Origin of the sequence: Pseudoxanthomonas sp. PXM02, from assembly GCF_014851805.1 — a bacterium.
Taxonomy (GTDB): domain Bacteria; phylum Pseudomonadota; class Gammaproteobacteria; order Xanthomonadales; family Xanthomonadaceae; genus Pseudoxanthomonas_A.
Genome location: NZ_JACVAK010000001.1, coordinates 615,418 through 631,649 on the forward strand (window position 1 = coordinate 615,418; position 16,232 = coordinate 631,649).

The 16,232-nt window shown below is 67.5% G+C and carries 16 protein-coding genes; 4 read left to right on the forward strand and 12 right to left on the reverse strand.

Features of this window, described 5'->3' with window-relative positions; translation table 11 throughout:
• Positions 1–8: 8 nt before the first annotated feature.
• The 11 genes from IB225_RS02815 to IB225_RS02865 all read right to left on the reverse strand — a co-directional run bounded on the left by IB225_RS02815 (position 9) and on the right by IB225_RS02865 (position 9,787).
• Positions 9–983 carry a DNA polymerase III subunit delta' gene (locus tag IB225_RS02815; RefSeq protein WP_192309572.1) on the reverse strand — a complete coding sequence of 325 codons (975 nt, stop codon included), beginning with the start codon at positions 981–983 and terminating at the stop codon, positions 9–11.
• Positions 980–1,642: a dTMP kinase gene (tmk, locus tag IB225_RS02820; RefSeq protein WP_192309573.1), complete on the reverse strand. Its 663-nt coding sequence runs from the start codon at positions 1,640–1,642 to the stop codon at positions 980–982. The genes IB225_RS02815 and tmk overlap by 4 nt, the downstream gene beginning before the upstream one ends.
• Positions 1,639–2,706 carry an endolytic transglycosylase MltG gene (gene mltG, locus IB225_RS02825; protein WP_192309575.1) on the reverse strand — a complete coding sequence of 356 codons (1,068 nt, stop codon included), beginning with the start codon at positions 2,704–2,706 and terminating at the stop codon, positions 1,639–1,641. Before mltG ends, tmk begins: the two co-directional genes overlap by 4 nt.
• A gap of 84 nt (positions 2,707–2,790) precedes the next feature.
• On the reverse strand, positions 2,791–4,152 hold the full coding sequence (locus IB225_RS02830; protein ID WP_192309577.1) for an aminodeoxychorismate synthase component I: 1,362 nt from the start codon (positions 4,150–4,152) through the stop codon (positions 2,791–2,793).
• A 107-nt stretch (positions 4,153–4,259) separates the two neighbouring features.
• A complete protein-coding gene (fabF, locus tag IB225_RS02835) occupies positions 4,260–5,501 on the reverse strand; it encodes a beta-ketoacyl-ACP synthase II (RefSeq protein WP_192309579.1) in 1,242 nt (413 codons plus the stop codon).
• A 110-nt stretch (positions 5,502–5,611) separates the two neighbouring features.
• Positions 5,612–5,851 (reverse strand): acyl carrier protein, encoded by a 240-nt coding sequence (gene acpP / locus IB225_RS02840; protein WP_014161144.1) that lies wholly within the window; start codon positions 5,849–5,851, stop codon positions 5,612–5,614.
• 142 nt (positions 5,852–5,993) lie between these two features.
• Positions 5,994–6,737: a 3-oxoacyl-ACP reductase FabG gene (fabG, locus tag IB225_RS02845; RefSeq protein ID WP_192309581.1), complete on the reverse strand. Its 744-nt coding sequence runs from the start codon at positions 6,735–6,737 to the stop codon at positions 5,994–5,996.
• Between the two features lie 62 nt (positions 6,738–6,799).
• A complete protein-coding gene (gene fabD / locus IB225_RS02850; protein ID WP_192309583.1) occupies positions 6,800–7,744 on the reverse strand; it encodes an ACP S-malonyltransferase in 945 nt (314 codons plus the stop codon).
• Positions 7,745–7,934: 190 nt separating this feature from the next.
• The gene (locus tag IB225_RS02855) at positions 7,935–8,930 is read right to left on the reverse strand and encodes a beta-ketoacyl-ACP synthase III (RefSeq protein WP_192309585.1); all 996 of its coding nucleotides are present in this window, start codon (positions 8,928–8,930) and stop codon (positions 7,935–7,937) included.
• Positions 8,931–9,018: 88 nt separating this feature from the next.
• Positions 9,019–9,213: a 50S ribosomal protein L32 gene (gene rpmF, locus IB225_RS02860; protein ID WP_013535671.1), complete on the reverse strand. Its 195-nt coding sequence runs from the start codon at positions 9,211–9,213 to the stop codon at positions 9,019–9,021.
• Positions 9,214–9,280: 67 nt separating this feature from the next.
• Positions 9,281–9,787 carry a YceD family protein gene (locus IB225_RS02865; RefSeq protein ID WP_192309587.1) on the reverse strand — a complete coding sequence of 169 codons (507 nt, stop codon included), beginning with the start codon at positions 9,785–9,787 and terminating at the stop codon, positions 9,281–9,283.
• Between the two features lie 124 nt (positions 9,788–9,911).
• Here IB225_RS02865 and IB225_RS02870 point away from each other — a divergent pair, with 124 nt between their 5' ends.
• Positions 9,912–10,481 carry a Maf family nucleotide pyrophosphatase gene (locus IB225_RS02870; protein ID WP_192309589.1) on the forward strand — a complete coding sequence of 190 codons (570 nt, stop codon included), beginning with the start codon at positions 9,912–9,914 and terminating at the stop codon, positions 10,479–10,481.
• Positions 10,482–10,490: 9 nt separating this feature from the next.
• Here the strand turns inward: IB225_RS02870 and IB225_RS02875 are convergent, their stop codons facing one another.
• Positions 10,491–12,332, reverse strand: coding sequence for a glycosyltransferase family 39 protein (locus IB225_RS02875; RefSeq protein WP_192309591.1), 1,842 nt, complete (start codon positions 12,330–12,332; stop codon positions 10,491–10,493).
• 44 nt (positions 12,333–12,376) lie between these two features.
• Between IB225_RS02875 and IB225_RS02880 the strand changes: the two genes are divergently transcribed.
• The 3 genes from IB225_RS02880 to IB225_RS02890 are packed head-to-tail and all read left to right on the forward strand — an operon-like array spanning position 12,377 to position 16,216.
• Positions 12,377–13,330, forward strand: a complete 954-nt coding sequence (locus tag IB225_RS02880; RefSeq protein WP_225583226.1) for an AAA family ATPase — start codon at positions 12,377–12,379, stop codon at positions 13,328–13,330.
• A 5-nt stretch (positions 13,331–13,335) separates the two neighbouring features.
• Positions 13,336–14,286, forward strand: coding sequence for a DUF58 domain-containing protein (locus tag IB225_RS02885; protein ID WP_192309593.1), 951 nt, complete (start codon positions 13,336–13,338; stop codon positions 14,284–14,286).
• Complete coding sequence (locus IB225_RS02890) at positions 14,273–16,216, forward strand: DUF3488 and transglutaminase-like domain-containing protein (RefSeq protein WP_192309595.1); 1,944 nt, start codon at positions 14,273–14,275, stop codon at positions 16,214–16,216. Before IB225_RS02885 ends, IB225_RS02890 begins: the two co-directional genes overlap by 14 nt.
• Positions 16,217–16,232: the final 16 nt, after the last annotated feature.

The following is a 16,232-nucleotide window of genomic DNA, read 5'->3' on the forward strand; positions in this document are numbered from 1 at the left end:
TGTTTCGGTCAGCGGCGCGCCCCGACAGCGCGTCCGCGATCGCTGCCGGCCCAGGCCAGCAGCAGTTCCACCATGGCCAGGTCGCCGCGTACCGTGGTCCGCAACAGGTCGCGGGTACGGTTGGCGGCGTCGAACCAGGCGGCCAGCTTGTTCAATCGGGCCGGATCGGTCAAGCCGACGGTGCCGGCCTGTTCCAGCGCGAGGTCCGCCGCATGCCGCAGCCGTGCGTCGGCGAGTTCATCGTTGGCCCAGCGCTGTGCGGTCTCGACCACGCCGACCTCGCCCTTCTCCAGCCGCTGCATGTCGCGTGCCACGGCCTCGCGCAGTGCCAGCCCGTCGTTGCGCAGCCAGTCGTCGGCCAGGCCGGGGTGACCGCGCGCTGCATCCAGCGCGCGCGCGGCATCGGTAGCGGAATGTCCCTGCGCCTGCAGCCAGGCGAGCGCTTCGTCGCGCGGCGGCAGCCGGAACTCGATGCGCTGGCAGCGGCTGCGGATCGTGGCGGGCAGCCGCGCGGGTTGCGCGCTGACCAACCACAGGTAGCGGTTGGGTGCGGGTTCTTCCAGCGTCTTCAGCAAGGCATTGCAGGCCGACCGGTTGATCGCATCGGCGGGATCGATCAGCGCCACCTGTGCGCCGCCGTACTGCGGTGTCAACGCCAGCTTCTGCGATACCTCGCGAATCTGGTCGATCACGATCTCGGTGCGCAGCTTGCTGCCGTCCTTGGTAGCGACGAACGAGATGACCTGCAGGTCCGGATGCGTACCGGCGTCGATCAGCCGGGCGCTGCGATCGTCCGGCGCGGGCTCACCGTGCGCATCGCGCTGCTGCGCCAGCACGCGGCGCGCCAGCCGGTCGAGCACCGCTCGCTTGCCCAGGCCGGCCGGACCACAGACGAGCAGGCCGTGGCCGAGACGGCCGGACTCCAGCGCCGCGACGGCATGGTCGTAGGCGCGTTGCTGCCAGGGCGAGAACGCTGCGCTCATGCCAGATCGCTGTCCGTCAGGGTGCGCAGGTAAGCGGTGATGGCCTGCTCGACCGCTGCGGCGACGCCGGTCGGTGGCAAGGCGGCATCGATCACGCGGAAACGGTTGGGCTCGGCGACGGCGCGCGCACGAAAGCCGGCGCGCACGCGTTCGAAGAAATCGTCCTGCTCACTCTCGATGCGGTCCGGCCACAGGTCGCGACCGGCGGTACGTGCACGGCCCTCGCGCACGTCGAGATCGAGCAGCAGGGTCAGGCCCGGCTTCAATCCCACTGCGCGGCGCTCGAGCGCGGCGATCCACTCGGGATCAAGGCCACGGCCGGCGCCCTGGTAGGCGTAACTGGAATCGGTGAAACGGTCGCTGATGACGAAGGCGCCGCGTCGCAGCGCCGGACGCACCACTTCGCGCACGTGCTGCGCGCGCGAGGCGAACATCAGCAACAGTTCGGTCTCGGCGGCGAGCGGTTCGTCCTGCGCGCCCAGCAGCAGTTCGCGGATGCGCTCCGCGAGCGGCGTGCCGCCGGGCTCGCGCGTAAGCACCACGTCGTGGCCCGCGGCCTGCAGACGGTCGCGGATGGCCGCGATGGCGCTGGTCTTGCCGGCGCCCTCGCCGCCTTCCAGCGTGATCAGTCGCGGCTGCGACAGCAGGGCTTCGCTCACGGCGCTTCCGCCTTGCGCAGGGTCTCGCGACGGGTCACCAGGTAGCGCGCCACGGCGGCGTTGTGCTCGGCGAGCGTGGCCGAAAAGATATGGCGCCCGCTGCCGTCGCCTACGGCCACGAAGAACAGCGCATTGCCGTCCGCCGGATTCACCGCGGCCTTCAGCGCATCGGCGCCCGGCATGGCGATGGGTGTGGGCGTCAGACCACGACGCGTGTAGGTGTTGTACGGCGTATCGGTCAGCAGATCGCGCTTGCGGATGTTGCCGTCATAGCTGCTGCCGATGCCGTAGATCACGGTGGGATCGGTCTGCAGCGGCATGCCGAGCTTCAGCCGGCGCGCGAACACGCCCGCGATCGCCGGGCGTTCCTCGGCGATGCCGGTTTCCTTCTCGATGATAGAGGCCAGGATCAGCGCCTCTTCGGCCGAGTTCAGCGGAATGTCCTGCGCGCGTGCCTGCCAGGCCGCATCGACCGCCTTCTCCATGGCGCCATAGGCGCGCTTGAGCACGTCCAGGTCGGTTTCACTACGGGTGTAGACATAGGTCTCGGGCAGGAAGCGGCCCTCGGGATGCTGGCCGTCGTGGCCTAGCGCCGCCATCAGTTCGGCATCACTCATCTGCGCAGTCTCCTGCTGCAGCGGCGTGGCGGCGCGCAACGCGGCGCGCAGTTGCCGGATGTTCCAGCCCTCCACGATCGTGACGCGGTATTGCAGCGTGCGGCCTTCGCGCATGCGCTTGAGCAGTTCGCGAGGCGTGAGGGTCGGCTCCAGCGCGTATTCGCCCACCTTCAACTGGCTGGCAGTATCGGTCTCGCGCGCTAGCAAGCGCCATTGCAGATCCGATCCCTGCGTCACGCCGCGCTCGCGCAGCTTGCGAAGCACGGTGGGGAATGCGTCGCCACGGGCGACCTCCACGGTGCTGCCGGGCGTCACGCCGTCCAGTAGCGCGTCGCCGAAGCCACGATGGCCCTGCCACAGCCACAGCCCACCGGCGACCGCCACGGCGAGCAACAGGACGAAGGTGATGACGATGAAGCGGCAACCGCGCTTGAGTGCTGACGCCACGCAATCCTCGGGGTGTGAAGCAGGCTGTGCAGGATACCCGGTCGCCGTCTCAGGCTGTAGGCGCAGGCGCCGGGCGAACCCCGGTCAGCCTTCCAGCGCCCGCAGCACGCCCCGGGCCTTGGCGCGGGTCTCGTCCAGTTCCCTGTCCGGGATCGAGTCGGCCACGATGCCCGCGCCAGTGCGGAACCGGGCCACGCTGCCCGCACCGTCCGCGACCACCTCGGCGCTGCGGATCAGGATGTTCAGGTCGAGATCGCCGTCGCGGTTCAACCAGCCGAACGCGCCGGTGTAGGCGCCGCGGGGCACCTGTTCCAGTTCGGCGATGATCTGCATGCAACGCACCTTCGGGCAGCCCGTGATGGTGCCGCCGGGGAACGTGGCGCGAATGACGTCGCCGGGTGTGGCATCGGCCCGGAGGTGGCCGCGCACATTGCTGACGATGTGGTGCACGTGGGCGTAACTCTCCACCGTCATCAGTTCGTCGACCTGCACGCTGCCGGGCGTGCAGACGCGGCCCAGGTCGTTGCGCTCCAGGTCGATCAGCATGACGTGCTCGGCGCGCTCCTTCGGATGGCCGACCAGTTCGCGGATGCGCTCCGCATCGTCGTCGCCTTCGAAGCGCGGTCGCGTACCGGCGATGGGCCGGGTCTCCACCACGTCGCCACGTATAGAAACGAGGCGCTCCGGCGATGAACTGACCACCGTCCATTCGGGTGTGGCGAACACACCGGCAAACGGCGCGGGATTGGCGGTGCGCAGCCGCGCATACAACGCGGCCGGATCGAGCGGCGCATCGAATCGCGCGTGCCAGGCACGCGACAGATTGACCTGGAAGATGTCACCCGCGCGCAGGTAGTCGAGGATGCGGTCGACGCCGTCAGTGAAGCGTTGCGGTTCGTCCTCGTGGATACGCGCGGGTGGTTGCCATGCCGGTAGCGGACGCATGCCAGCCGCGCGCGCGACGTCGTCGACGGTGCACGCGATCAAGTCGCCCCGCCCCGCTTCGGCCACGATCACGCAGTCGCCCGTACTGCGATCGCGCAGCACGGCCGCGGGACAGCGCAGTGCGAGTGCGACCGGCTGCGTCGCCGGCGCCTGCGGAAGCTGCAGCACCGGCTCCACCTGCTGTGCCAGCTCGTACGCCAGCAGCAACGCCCAGCCGCCGCGGAACGGCCAGCGCGGTTCTTCACGAGGAATGCGTTGCGACTTCCAATGGCGGTCGAGCACGGTCAGGAAATCGCCTGCTTCCACCCGACCTTGCAGATCGCGGGTGACCCCATCCGCCTCCAGCCGTAGCCCGGTGCCGTCGGCGACCAGCAGGAAATCCCAACGTCCTTGCGCAGTGCCTGACGCCACCGACTCCAGCAGCACCGGATAGCGTTGCGGGTCCAGGCGATGCAGGGACAGCAGATCGGTATCGGACGGAAGCGCGCGGGTTTCGATCATCGGAGTCGTTGCACGCTCACATGGAGCGGCCGGGAATGCAGGGGAGGAAAACAGGAACGGCGGCCCCAAGGGTACCGCCGCTCCTCATGCCACGTGGACGCCGCGGATCAGATCCGCTTGAACACCAGCGTGCCGTTGGTGCCGCCGAAGCCGAAGCCATTCGACACCGCGACATCGATCTTCTTCTCGCGCGCCGTGTTCGGCACGTAGTCGAGATCGCAGCCTTCGCCCGGTTCGTCCAGGTTGATGGTCGGCGGGATGATGCCGTGGTGGATGGCCAGTACGGAGAAGATCGCTTCCGCGCCGCCCGCCGCACCCAGCAGGTGGCCGGTCATCGACTTGGTGGAGCTGACCATGATCTTGTATGCGTGGTCGCCCAGCGCGCGCTTCATCGCCAGCGTTTCGGCCAGGTCGCCCAGCGGCGTGGAGGTGCCGTGCGCGTTGAGGTACTCGACCTGCTCCGGATTCAGCCCTGCGTCCTTCAGTGCCGACAGCATGCAGCGCGCGGGACCCTCGCCGTTCTCGCTGGGTGCGGTCATGTGGAATGCGTCCTGCGAAGCGCCGAACCCGGCCAGCTCGCAGTAGATGCGTGCGCCGCGCGCCTTGGCATGCTCGTACTCCTCCAGCACCAGGATGCCGGCGCCGTCTCCCAGCACGAAGCCGTCGCGATCCTTGTCCCACGGGCGCGAGGCGCGCGTCGGATCGTCGTTGCGGGTGGACATTGCTTTCATCGCGCAGAACCCGCCCACCGAGGTGGGCGACGAACCGCGCTCGGCGCCGCCGGCGATCATCACGTCGGCGTCGCCGTACTGGATGCTGCGCATGGCAATGCCGATCGAATGGTTGGACGTGGCGCAGGCGGAGACCGCCGAATAACCGGGACCCTTCAGTCCCTTCATGATGCTCAGGTGGCCCGGCAGCATGTTGATGATGGTGCTGGGGATGTAGAACGGAGAAATCTTGCGCGGGCCGCCTTCATGCAGCTTCACCGCGGTTTCCTCGATGCCGAGGATGCCGCCGATGCCGGCGCCGATGATCGCGCCGATACGTTCGGCATTGGCCTCGGTCACTTCCAGGCCGGCATCGTCCATCGCCATCAGCGAGGCGGCCAGGCCGTAGTGGATGAACGAGTCCATCTTCTTCACGTCCTTCGGCGATACGAAGGCGGTGGGATCGAAGCCACGGATCTCGCCCGCGATCTTCGTGCTGTAGCCCTCGGTATCGAACGTGGTGATCGGGCCCAGGCCCGAGCGCCCGTTGACGATGCCGTCCCAGCTGGTGGCCATGTCATTGCCCAGGGGGGACACCAGGCCCATGCCGGTGATGACGACGCGACGACGCTGGCTCATATCGGATTCCTCTTGGATCTTGGCGGCCACGCCCTACGCGGGCGGATGGGGGCCGGATACGCGCGGGGCCGCATGCGCGGCCCCGACACGGTTTGCCACAACTGCCGGACTTACGCCTTGACGTGCGCCTTGACGTAGTCGATGGCCTGCTGCACCGAAGTGATCTTCTCGGCTTCCTCGTCCGGAATTTCGCATTCGAACTCTTCTTCCAGCGCCATCACCAGTTCAACGGTGTCCAGCGAGTCGGCGCCCAGGTCATCGACGAACGATGCGCTGGTGGTGACTTCTTCTTCCTTAACGCCGAGTTGTTCGACGACGATTTTCTTGACGCGTTCTTCGATGCTGCTCATGGATTCGCTCCAGACGGAGATGGGTGACTTGTTGGATTCTGCCGACGCGGGGCGAAGGCAAACCGGGGATAGTGTAGTGGAAACCGGCGGCGGCGGGCAGATATCACCAAACACCACCGAATCAACCACTTACAGCTAATTCTTACGGCATGTACATGCCGCCGTTGACGTGCAGGGTCTCACCGGTGATGTAGCCGGCAGCGGGTCCTGCGAGGAAGGCCACCGCATTCGCGATGTCGGCCGGCTCGCCAAGGCGACCCAGCGCGATCTGCTCGCCAAGCGCCTTCTTGGTCTCTTCCGGCAGGTCCTTGGTCATGTCGGTGGCGATGAAGCCCGGCGCGACCACGTTGACGGTGACGCCGCGACTGCCGATCTCTTTCGCGAGCGACTTGGAGAACGCGATGATGCCGGCCTTTGCGGCGGCATAGTTGGCCTGCCCGGCATTGCCGGTCACGCCGATCACCGAGGCGATGTTGATGATGCGGCCCTTGCGCGCCTTCATCATGCCGCGCATGACCGCCTTGGAGGTGCGGTAGACGCTGGTGAGGTTGGTGTCGAGGATGGCCTGCCAGTCCTCGTCCTTCATCCGCATCAGCAGGTTGTCGCGGGTGATGCCGGCGTTGTTGACGAGGATGGAGATGCCGCCGAACTCCTTGCTGATGGCATCGATCAGCGCATCGACCGCCGCCGCATCGGTGACATTCAATTCGCGGCCATGGCCACCTGCCGCCGCCATCCGCTCGCCAATCGCCTGCGCGCCCGAAGCAGTGGTGGCGGTGCCGATGACCGTCGCGCCCTGCGCAGCCAGCTCATCGGCGATGGCGGCACCGATGCCTCGGCTTGCGCCGGTGACCAGTGCGATTTCACCCTGCAGGGGCTTGCTCATGATGTTGTCCTCGTGACGTTCCGCGCGTGGCGGTCAGGATAAGGGAACGGACGCGACGAGCGTCAGGCCTGCCAGTCGGCGAGTGCGCCCTGGAAGTCACCGACGCCGCCGATGGCTCGCGCATCCAGGCCCTTGTCGATGCGCTTCACCAGGCCGGCCAACACCTTGCCCGGGCCGCATTCGGCGATCTGCGTGGCGCCATGCGATGCCAGCACCTGCACGCACTCGGTCCAGCGGACCGGCAGGTACAACTGGCGCACCAGCGCGTCGCGGATCGCGTCGACACCGGTATGCACCTGCGCGTCCACGTTCTGCACGACAGGTAGCGACGGCGAATGCCACGGAAGGCCCGCCATCACCTCGGCGAGACGGTTGGCGGCTTCGCGCATCAGCGGCGTATGCGACGGCACGCTGACCGCCAGCTTCACCACCTTGCGGACACCGCGCTCGGTCAGCATCGCGATCGCGCGATCGACGGCCTCGACATCGCCGCCGACGACGATCTGCCCTGGCGAGTTGTAGTTGGCGGGCACCACCACTTTGCTGTCGGACGCCTGCGCGCAGACCTCCGCCACCATCGCATCCTCAGCGCCGAGTACCGCGGCCATCGCGCCGACACCCGCGGGCGCCGCGTCCTGCATCAGCTGCCCGCGCAGGCGCACGAGGTGCGCACCGTCCTTCAACGACAAGGCGCCTGCGGCGACCAGCGCGGTGTATTCGCCCAGGCTGTGGCCTGCAAGCTGCGACGGCTGCGCGCCACCCTGCTCCTGCCATGCACGCCACACCGCGATGCCGCCGGCAAGCAGTGCCGGCTGCGTGTACTCGGTGCGGTTGAGCATTTCCTCGGGACCGCCCTGCGACAGCGCCCACAGATCGACACCCGCCCCCTCGGAGGCTTCGGCGAACGTCTCGCGTACGATCGGATGCAGTTCGGACAATTCGGCCAGCATGCCGACCGACTGCGAACCCTGACCGGGGAAGACGAAAGCAAGTTGCGTGGAAGTCACTCGGACACCCTGCGTGAAATCAGGCGGCGATGATACGGGCGAACCCGACGGATTGTCTGTACCGGGGCGTATGCGCATGCGACAGCGCGCCGCATGCGGGTTGCTCAAAGCGCTGCAAGAACGATGGCGACATAAACGAAGAAGGCGACGCCTCGCAGCATCGCCTTCCGTCGTTGCCGAAGCGCACGGCTCAGTAGCGCAGCAGTACCGAACCCCAGGTGAAACCACCACCGAACGCCTCGAGCAGCAGCAGCTGACCACGCTCGACACGGCCGGAACGCACGGCGGCATCAAGCGCTAGCGGCACCGAACCGGACGAGGTGTTGCCATGCTTGTCGACGGTGACGATCACCTGGTCCATCGACATATCCAGCCGCTTTGCGGTGGCTTCGATGATGCGCAGGTTGGCCTGGTGCGGGATCAGCCAGTTCAGGTCGTGCTTGTCGAGCCCGTTGGCTTCCAGCGTTTCGTCGACAACGCTGTCCAGCGCCTTGACGGCGTACTTGAAGACATCGTTGCCCTTCATTTCAATACGGATGCCGTTGTTCGGCTCATCCGCCTTGAAGCCCTTGGACACACCGACGGGGTTCCACAGCAGTTCCTTCTTGCTGCCATCGGCATGCAGATGGGTGCTGAGGATGCCGGTCTCGCTGTCCGCCTTGAGCACCACGGCGCCGGCGCCATCACCGAACAGCACGCAGGTGGTGCGCTCGGTCCAGTCGACGATGCGACTGAGCGTTTCGGTACCGATGACGAGCGCGGTCTTGGCATCGCCGCAACGGATGAATTTCTCCGCCACGCTCAACGCATAGATGAAGCCCGAACATGCGGCATTGACGTCCAGCGCCGCGCAGCCGGCCGCACCCAGGCGCGCCTGGATCAGGCAGGCGGTGGACGGAAAGATCAGGTCGGGCGTCGTGGTGCCCACCACGATGAGGTCGATCTCGGACCCATCGACACCTGCCGCTTCGAGTGCGCGGAGTGCCGCCTGGTAACCCAGGTCCCCAGCGGTCTCGCCTTCGGCGGCGATATGGCGTTCGCGGATGCCGGTGCGGGACTGGATCCATTCGTCGCTGGTATCGACCAGCTTCGAGAGGTCTTCGTTGGTCAGCACCTTTTCAGGCAAATAGCTGCCCGTCCCGGCGATGCGCGCGTAAATGCGCCCCTTGTTACCCGGCTCGCTCATGCACGCTCCCATTGCCGGCCCGAAGACGGGCCCTGGTTGTCATCGATCATGCGGAAAGCGCGCCCTGCGGAAGGGCGCGCCGCACGGATCAATCTTCCTCGACCACCGAGGTCTTGGTGGCGATGACCTTCTTGCCGCGGTAGTAACCATCGGCGGTCACGTGGTGGCGCAGGTGGATCTCGCCCGTGGTCGGGTCGGTCGACAGCTGCTTGGCGGTCAGCGCGTCGTGCGAACGACGCTGGCCACGACGGGACGGGGTGACGCGGGATTTCTGCACAGCCATGGGATTGCTCCAGCTCTTGTATCTGTTGGTGAACCTTGCGGTTCGTATTGCCAGACCGCGGTAGCGGCTAGTTCTTCTTCAGCGAGGCCAGTGCCGCGAACGGACTGGTCTTCGCCACTTCTTCTTCGTCCGCCGCCCATTCGCGCTCAACCGCGTCGGACGCCGGGTCCACCGCCACCACCGGCACGGCGAGGACCAGTTCGTCCTCCACCAGGTCGGCGGGGCGCAGCATGCCGTCTTCCGGCACCAGCAGCGCTTCGTAGTCGGGCGGCAGCGCGGCTTCTTCCTCTTCGCTGCGTACCAGACCCAACCGTTGCTTCAGCGTCACCGGCAGCACGAAACGCTGCAGGCTGCGCTGGCACACCAACGGCAGGTTGGCCTCGATCTGCAGTTCCAGGTACGGGACCCGCAATGCGTCGTGGTCGAACTCCGCCGTGTAGCGCACGTCGCCTTCGGTATCGGCCAGAAGGCCCTGCAGGCGCGTCATGGCAGACAACGGCAGGCGGCCTTCGAAGCTGCGCCGGTTCGCGACCATGCGCCACGCATCCAGCAGATCGGGCGTATTCGCGGACATAAGCCGCTGAATGTTAAGGATGAAAGACCGAACTGTCAAACAACCCCCGACGACGAGGATGGCTTGCCCCCGACCCCGCCGGCGGGCAGACTCCCCCGCCCCGTCCCTGCCGGTGCTGCGCCCCATGCCGCTGATGCTCGCGTCCACCTCCCGCTACCGGCGTGAACTGCTGGAACGGCTGCGCCTGCCGTTCCATATTGCGCGCCCCGAGGTGGACGAGACGCCCCTGGACGACGAGTCGGTGCCGGCCATGGCCGTCAGGCTGGCCCGGGCCAAGGCGGAAGCCATCGCCCGCCAGCACCCGGGCAGCTGGGTCATCGGGTCCGACCAGGCCGCCGAACTCGATGGACAACCCCTGGGCAAGCCCGGCCACCGCGATGCCGCCATTGCCCAGCTGACCGCCATGTCGGGCCGCGAGGTGCGTTTCCATACGGCCGTCTGCCTGGCGCGCGATGACGGAGCCCTGCAGATCCATGACATCACCACAGTCAGGTTTCGCGCACTCACAGCCGCCGAGATCGAACGCTATGTCGACGCGGAGCAGCCGTTCGATTGCGCCGGCAGCTTCAAGTCGGAAGGGCTGGGGATCGCCCTGTTCGACGCCATCGAATCGTCGGATCCCACCGCGCTGGTCGGGCTGCCACTGATCGCCGTGTCCAGGATGCTGCGCGAGGCCGGCTTCGACTTGCCCTGAGCCTGGCGTTCAGTGGACCTCGATCGGCTGCTCCGCCCAGGTTTCGACGCTGCCGTCGCCCCCGGTCACCCTCAGCCCCAGCCAATGGCGGCCGTCGGCCACTTGCCCCGCGTCCACCTCGGCCGTGAACTGGACCCGCGGCATGCGTGGGTCGCGGGAGGCATCCTTCAGGAACCCTCGCAGCCATTCGTTGGCACCCGCATCTTCGGCCACGGCAACAACGCGGCCGTCCAGCAATACCTCCACCTTCGTCACGCCCACGACATCCTTCACCGCCCAGCCGCCGACGTTGAAACGCCGGCCCACGCGCGCGCCCGATTGCGGCACATCGATGTGGGCAACGACCGGCGTGGTGCATTCACCCTTCGCTCGCTCGGCGGGTAAGGCGAACAACAGGAACCTGCGTGCGCCATGATCGATGTTCACCACGCGCGCTGGGGGCAAGGGACCGACGACCCGGCACAGGTGCTGGTAGTGCGCGAGCAGTGCACTGAACTTCACATCGGTCGCACCAACTACCAGCAGCGTGGGCACATCGCGTGAGCCATCGTGCTGCAGGCCCCACAGTTGGAGCTGCGGGGCGCGCCCATGCTTGTGGTTCAACGGATGGTCGAGCACGGGAATGTCCGCGTCATCGAGGGCGAACCCCAGCTCCGCACCCGTCTTGAAATTGTCCGCGAGCAGTTGCGTCGCTTCGGGCAGCGCCGCACGCATCGAGCGCACGTCCACGGCCAGCGTGTTCCAGCCGGCGAAATTCTCGGGGTAGTACTTGCTGCCGGCGAACTCCTCCCTGACCCCTGGCAGCGAGACCGCCACGTAGTAGCCCAGCATCAGTACCGCCCCCAATCCGGACAGGGACCAGGTCGCGCGGCGCCAGGCCGGCCTCCATTCCCGCAACAGCAATGGCACTACGACGAGCAGCGCCAGATAGCCGGGCAAGGGCCAGTGGAAGCTGACCCGCTCGTTGTCGGCGAAGAAGCCCAGCGCGAAGAAACCCAACGTGGACACGCCGCCCAGCAGAGCGAAGTAACGCCATGCGGTGCCAAGCTGTGTCCTCCCTCTTAAGCCACGCAGGCAGACCACCAGCATGGCGACGAACAGCAGCGGCGTCGCCATCGCGGCCTGCACAAGCAGGAAGCGGAACCCGTCGCCATGGAAGCTCCAGGGGTGGCGATCCAGCAACTGGAAGCGCAGACCGGCGTCGGCATACTCAAGGTTCCATGCCAGCAATGGCGCCCACGCCAGCACGCCCACCGCCAGCGCGACCCACACGCGCGCATCACGCAGCACCTTGCGACCTTCGGGCAACCAGAGCAGCGCGATCAGGCCGACACCGATCACACCGATGAAGCGGTAATGGCTGAGCGCGCCGAGCATCAGGCCCAGCGCCAGTTCGGACGCGGACATCGCGTCCACCTCTCGCAGCAGGCGCGCACCGGCATCCGCGCACAGCACCGTCGCCAGCGCCATCGGCACGTCCGGCAGCGCAAGCAGACCCAGCGTGCCCGACAGCGGCATCAGTACGGTGAGCAACGCAGCCTGCCAGCCAACGGTCGCGCCAAACCAGTGCGCGGCGCTTCGTGCGACCAGCCAGGGCAGCAGCGCCGCCATCAGCAGGAAGGGCGCGCGCACCGCCAGGACATGATGGCCGCCCAGTTCGGTACCCAGCCGCGTCAGCCATGCCGTCAAGCCCGGCAGATCGGAGTAAGCCGCCGCGAGATGCCGCCCTTCCTGCCAGTAAAAGGCTTCGTCCACGAACAGCGGAAGGCGCGCGGCGATCGCGATCTTGACGACCGTCACGATTGCCCACACGGCCAGGAACCATTGTCGCGCGCGTTGTTCTTCGTCCATCTCGCTACACTGCCCTCAACCCACGATCGGAAACCGAGAGCGCGATGTCCGCCATCCCCAGCACCCGCCCTATGCTATCCGAAGGCCTCGCCGATGCCCTTACTCGTGCGCAGGCACAGGTGAATTCGCTGGTGCTCGGCAAGTCGCATGAAGTGCGGCTCGCCTTTGTCGCGCTGCTGTCCGATGGCCACCTGCTGATCGAGGACCTGCCGGGCCTGGGCAAGACGACGCTGGCGCACGCGCTGGCCGCCACGCTGGGACTGAGCTTCCAGCGCGTGCAGTTCACCTCGGACCTGCTGCCTGCGGATGTATTGGGCGTATCGGTCTACGATGCGCAGGCGCGCGCCTTCACCTTCCACCCAGGCCCGGTGTTCACCAACGTGCTGCTCGCGGACGAGATCAACCGCGCACCGCCACGCACGCAGAGCGCCCTGCTGGAGGCCATGGCCGAGCACCAGGTGACGCTCGATGGCGTGACCCATGCACTGCCGCAACCGTTCTTCGTGATCGCCACGCAGAACCCGGTCGACCTGTCCGGCACCTATCCGTTGCCCGATTCCCAGCTCGACCGCTTCCTGCTGCGCCTGGCCCTGGGCTATCCCAGCGCCGAGTCCGAACGCGAACTGCTGGCGGGCAGCGATCGCCGCATGATGATCGCCCAGGCGATGCCGTTGCTGTCGACCGACGACGTGCTGGCGCTGCGCAGTGCGGTAAACGGCATCCACGCCAGCGATGCATTGATCGATTACGTGCAGGCGCTGCTCACGCGCAGCCGACAGCATCCCGGCGTGCGCGTCGGACTGTCGCCGCGCGCAGGCATCGCGCTGCTGCGTGCGGCGCGCGCCTATGCGCTGCTGCTGGGGCGCGGGCACGTGCTGCCGGACGATGTGCAGGCGCTGTTCGCTGCGGTCGCCGCACACCGGCTGGTGCCGGAAGCAGAGGCCGTCTCGGCCGGCGCGCTGGCCAAGGCCATCCTGCACGCGGTACCGGTGGATTGAGCAGGGTGTCCGCCCTCGCCCGGCGCATCGCCCGCCTGGCACGTCCCCGTCGACCGGAGTCCTTCCCGGTCGCGCTGGAGCGCAGGCGCATCTATGTGCTGCCGACGTTGTTCGGCCTGTTCTTCGCCGCACTGGTCTTCGCCATGGTGCTGGGCGCGCTCAACTACAACAACAATCCGGCCTTGCTGCTCGCGCTGCTGCTCGGTGCGACGGCGCTATCCAGCCTCATCTTCGCGCACCTGCAACTGGACGGCCTGCGGATCGAAGCGCTGTCCGCGGATCCGGTGCCCGTCGGTACGCCACTGCGGCTGCATGTCGCGCTCGCGTCGCGCGACGCCCGCGTGCGCCACGGCCTGCGCCTGGACGCTGGCGACGAACACGTCTTCGCCTCGCTTCCGGCCGCCGAAGCGATCGTGGTCGAACTGTCACTGCCTACGTCGCGGCGTGGCTGGTACGACCTCGACCGTGTCCGGCTGTCCACCACCCAGCCGCTCGGCCTCGCGCGGGCCTGGGGTTGGGTATGGCCCGATACGCCCCTGCTGGTCTATCCAGCAGCGGAAGTCCAGGGCCCTCCTCTGCCGCACGCGGACAACGGGGGCACCAAGGCGCGCGTGGACCCTTCAGGTGAAGACGTCCACCAGTTGCGCAACTACCGGGCTGGCGATGCACGACGCGCCATCGCGTGGAAGCCCTCCGCACGCCGCAGCCAGTTGCTGGTACGCGACTACGAACGTCCCCTGGGCCGCGACGTGGACCTGGACTGGGAGACGCTGACGACCCTGCCCTACGAGCGCCGCATCCAGCGACTGGCGCATTGGGTCGAGTCCGCCGAACGTGAAGGTCTCCGCTACCGGCTGCGGTTGCCCGGTCAGCCCGCGCTGGGACCGGCTCACGGCCCTGTCCATCGCCACCTCTGCCTGCGCGCCCTAGCGCTGCTACCGCATGACGCCCGCTGACGTTCCCGCACTCGACGCACTCAGCCGTCGCTGGACGCTGGCTGCCACCGGTACCTGCCTGTTGCCGCTGCTGCTGCAATTGCCGTCGATGCTGGCATTCGGGATCGGACTTACCGGCGTGCTGCTTGCCTGGGCGTCCTGGCGACGCCCCCTGCCTGGCCTGCTGCGCGCGCTGTTGGCGCTTGCCCTGATCGTCGCCGTGATGTCGGTGATGGGCATGCAGTTCGGACGCGACACCGGCTGCGCCCTGCTCGCCGGCATGCTGGCGATCAAGCCGACCGAGACCCACACGCTGCGCGACAACCGCAGCCTCCTCGGCTTCGCACTGTTCGCTCCGTTCGCCGCGTTCCTGCTCGACCAAGGGCCGTTGAGCATGACGTTGGGGCTGGCCAGCGTGTTCTGCGCATTGGTGGCCCTGTACCGGCTGGCGGATGCCGAAGCAGGATCGCTGGCCGGCCCGGCACGACCGCGACAGCAGATAAGCGAGATCGCCAAGCTCGTCGTGCTCGGCGTGCCGCTGGTGCTGGCGGCGTTCTGGCTGTTCCCTCGCTTCGCATCACCACTGTGGGGGGTGCCGGAGCGCGCCCTGTCGAAGCCGGGTCTGAGCGACGACATGTCGCCCGGCAGCTATCTCGATCTGATCGCCGACAGAGCGCCTGCGCTGCGCGTGCAGTTCTTCGGCGCCACGCCGCCCACCAGCCAGATGTACTGGCGTGGGCCGGTGCTCTCGGATTTCGATGGACGCACCTGGACGCGCGGCAATCGTCTACAGAGTGCGGGCACCACCGACACGAAACGCACCACGCAGGTCTGGGACTACCAGATGGACGTGGAACCCAGCGACCGCCGCGACCTGGTCGCGCTGGACCTGCCCACCACGACGCCTGACGGCGCCATGCTGGCGCGCGACTACAGCATGGCGGCGCGCACGCCTCTCACCGCGCTGACGCGGTGGCGCCTGCAGTCGTCGGCGCCGACACAGTTCGAAGCGTCACTGCCCGGCCCGGTACGTCAGCAGGCGCTACGGTTGCCGGCGGGCTTCAATCCCCGCACCCGTGCGCTGGGCGCGCAGTGGCGTCGTGAGGCCGGCAGCAACGATGCCGCCATCGTGGCACGCGCGCTGCAATGGATCCGCGCCGACTTCGCCTACACGCTGGATACGCCATTCCCCGGACGCGACACGGTCGACGAATTCCTCTTCGACCAGCAACAGGGTTTCTGCGAGCACTTCAGTTCGTCCTTCGTCTTCCTGATGCGCTCCGCAGGTGTTCCCGCGCGCGTGGTCACCGGCTACGCAGGAGGGCAGTACAACCCGCTGGGCCAGTACTGGATCGTCCGCAACCTGGATGCCCACGCCTGGGCTGAAGTGTGGATGCCACGACGCGGCTGGGTGCGCGTGGACCCCACGGCGGCGGTCGCACCGGAGCGCATCTACGACACCATCGAAGACCGCCTGGGTGCTGCGGGCGCCATGGGAGGCCTCATCGGCGTCGACAACCTGGGCCAAGTCGGCGACTGGCTGCGCCGTGGCTGGAACGACATGGTGCTCGGCTTCGATGCCAATCGGCAGACACGCCTGCTCGAACGCCTTGGCGCAAAGCAATTCGGCACTGGGGCACTGGCGGCCCTGTTCGGCCTCTTCGCGCTGGCCTCGCTGGCCTGGATGGGCTGGCTGCTGGCTCGCGGAGAGAGGGAGCGCGATCCGATGCTGCGCGCCTGGCGCCGATTGGGTGCGCGCTACGCCCGCCTCGGGTTGGGGCGGGAACCCCACGAAAGCGCCTCCGACTGGGGCCGCCGGGTCGCCAATGCCCGTCCGCAGGCCGCGCAGACACTGATTCCGCTCAGCCACCGTTTCGCTGTTGCGCGCTACGCTCCCAATGAGGGAGACGACCGGGTACTGATCGAAGACCTGCGCCGGCACCGCCCATAACCCGCTGGAGACTGGC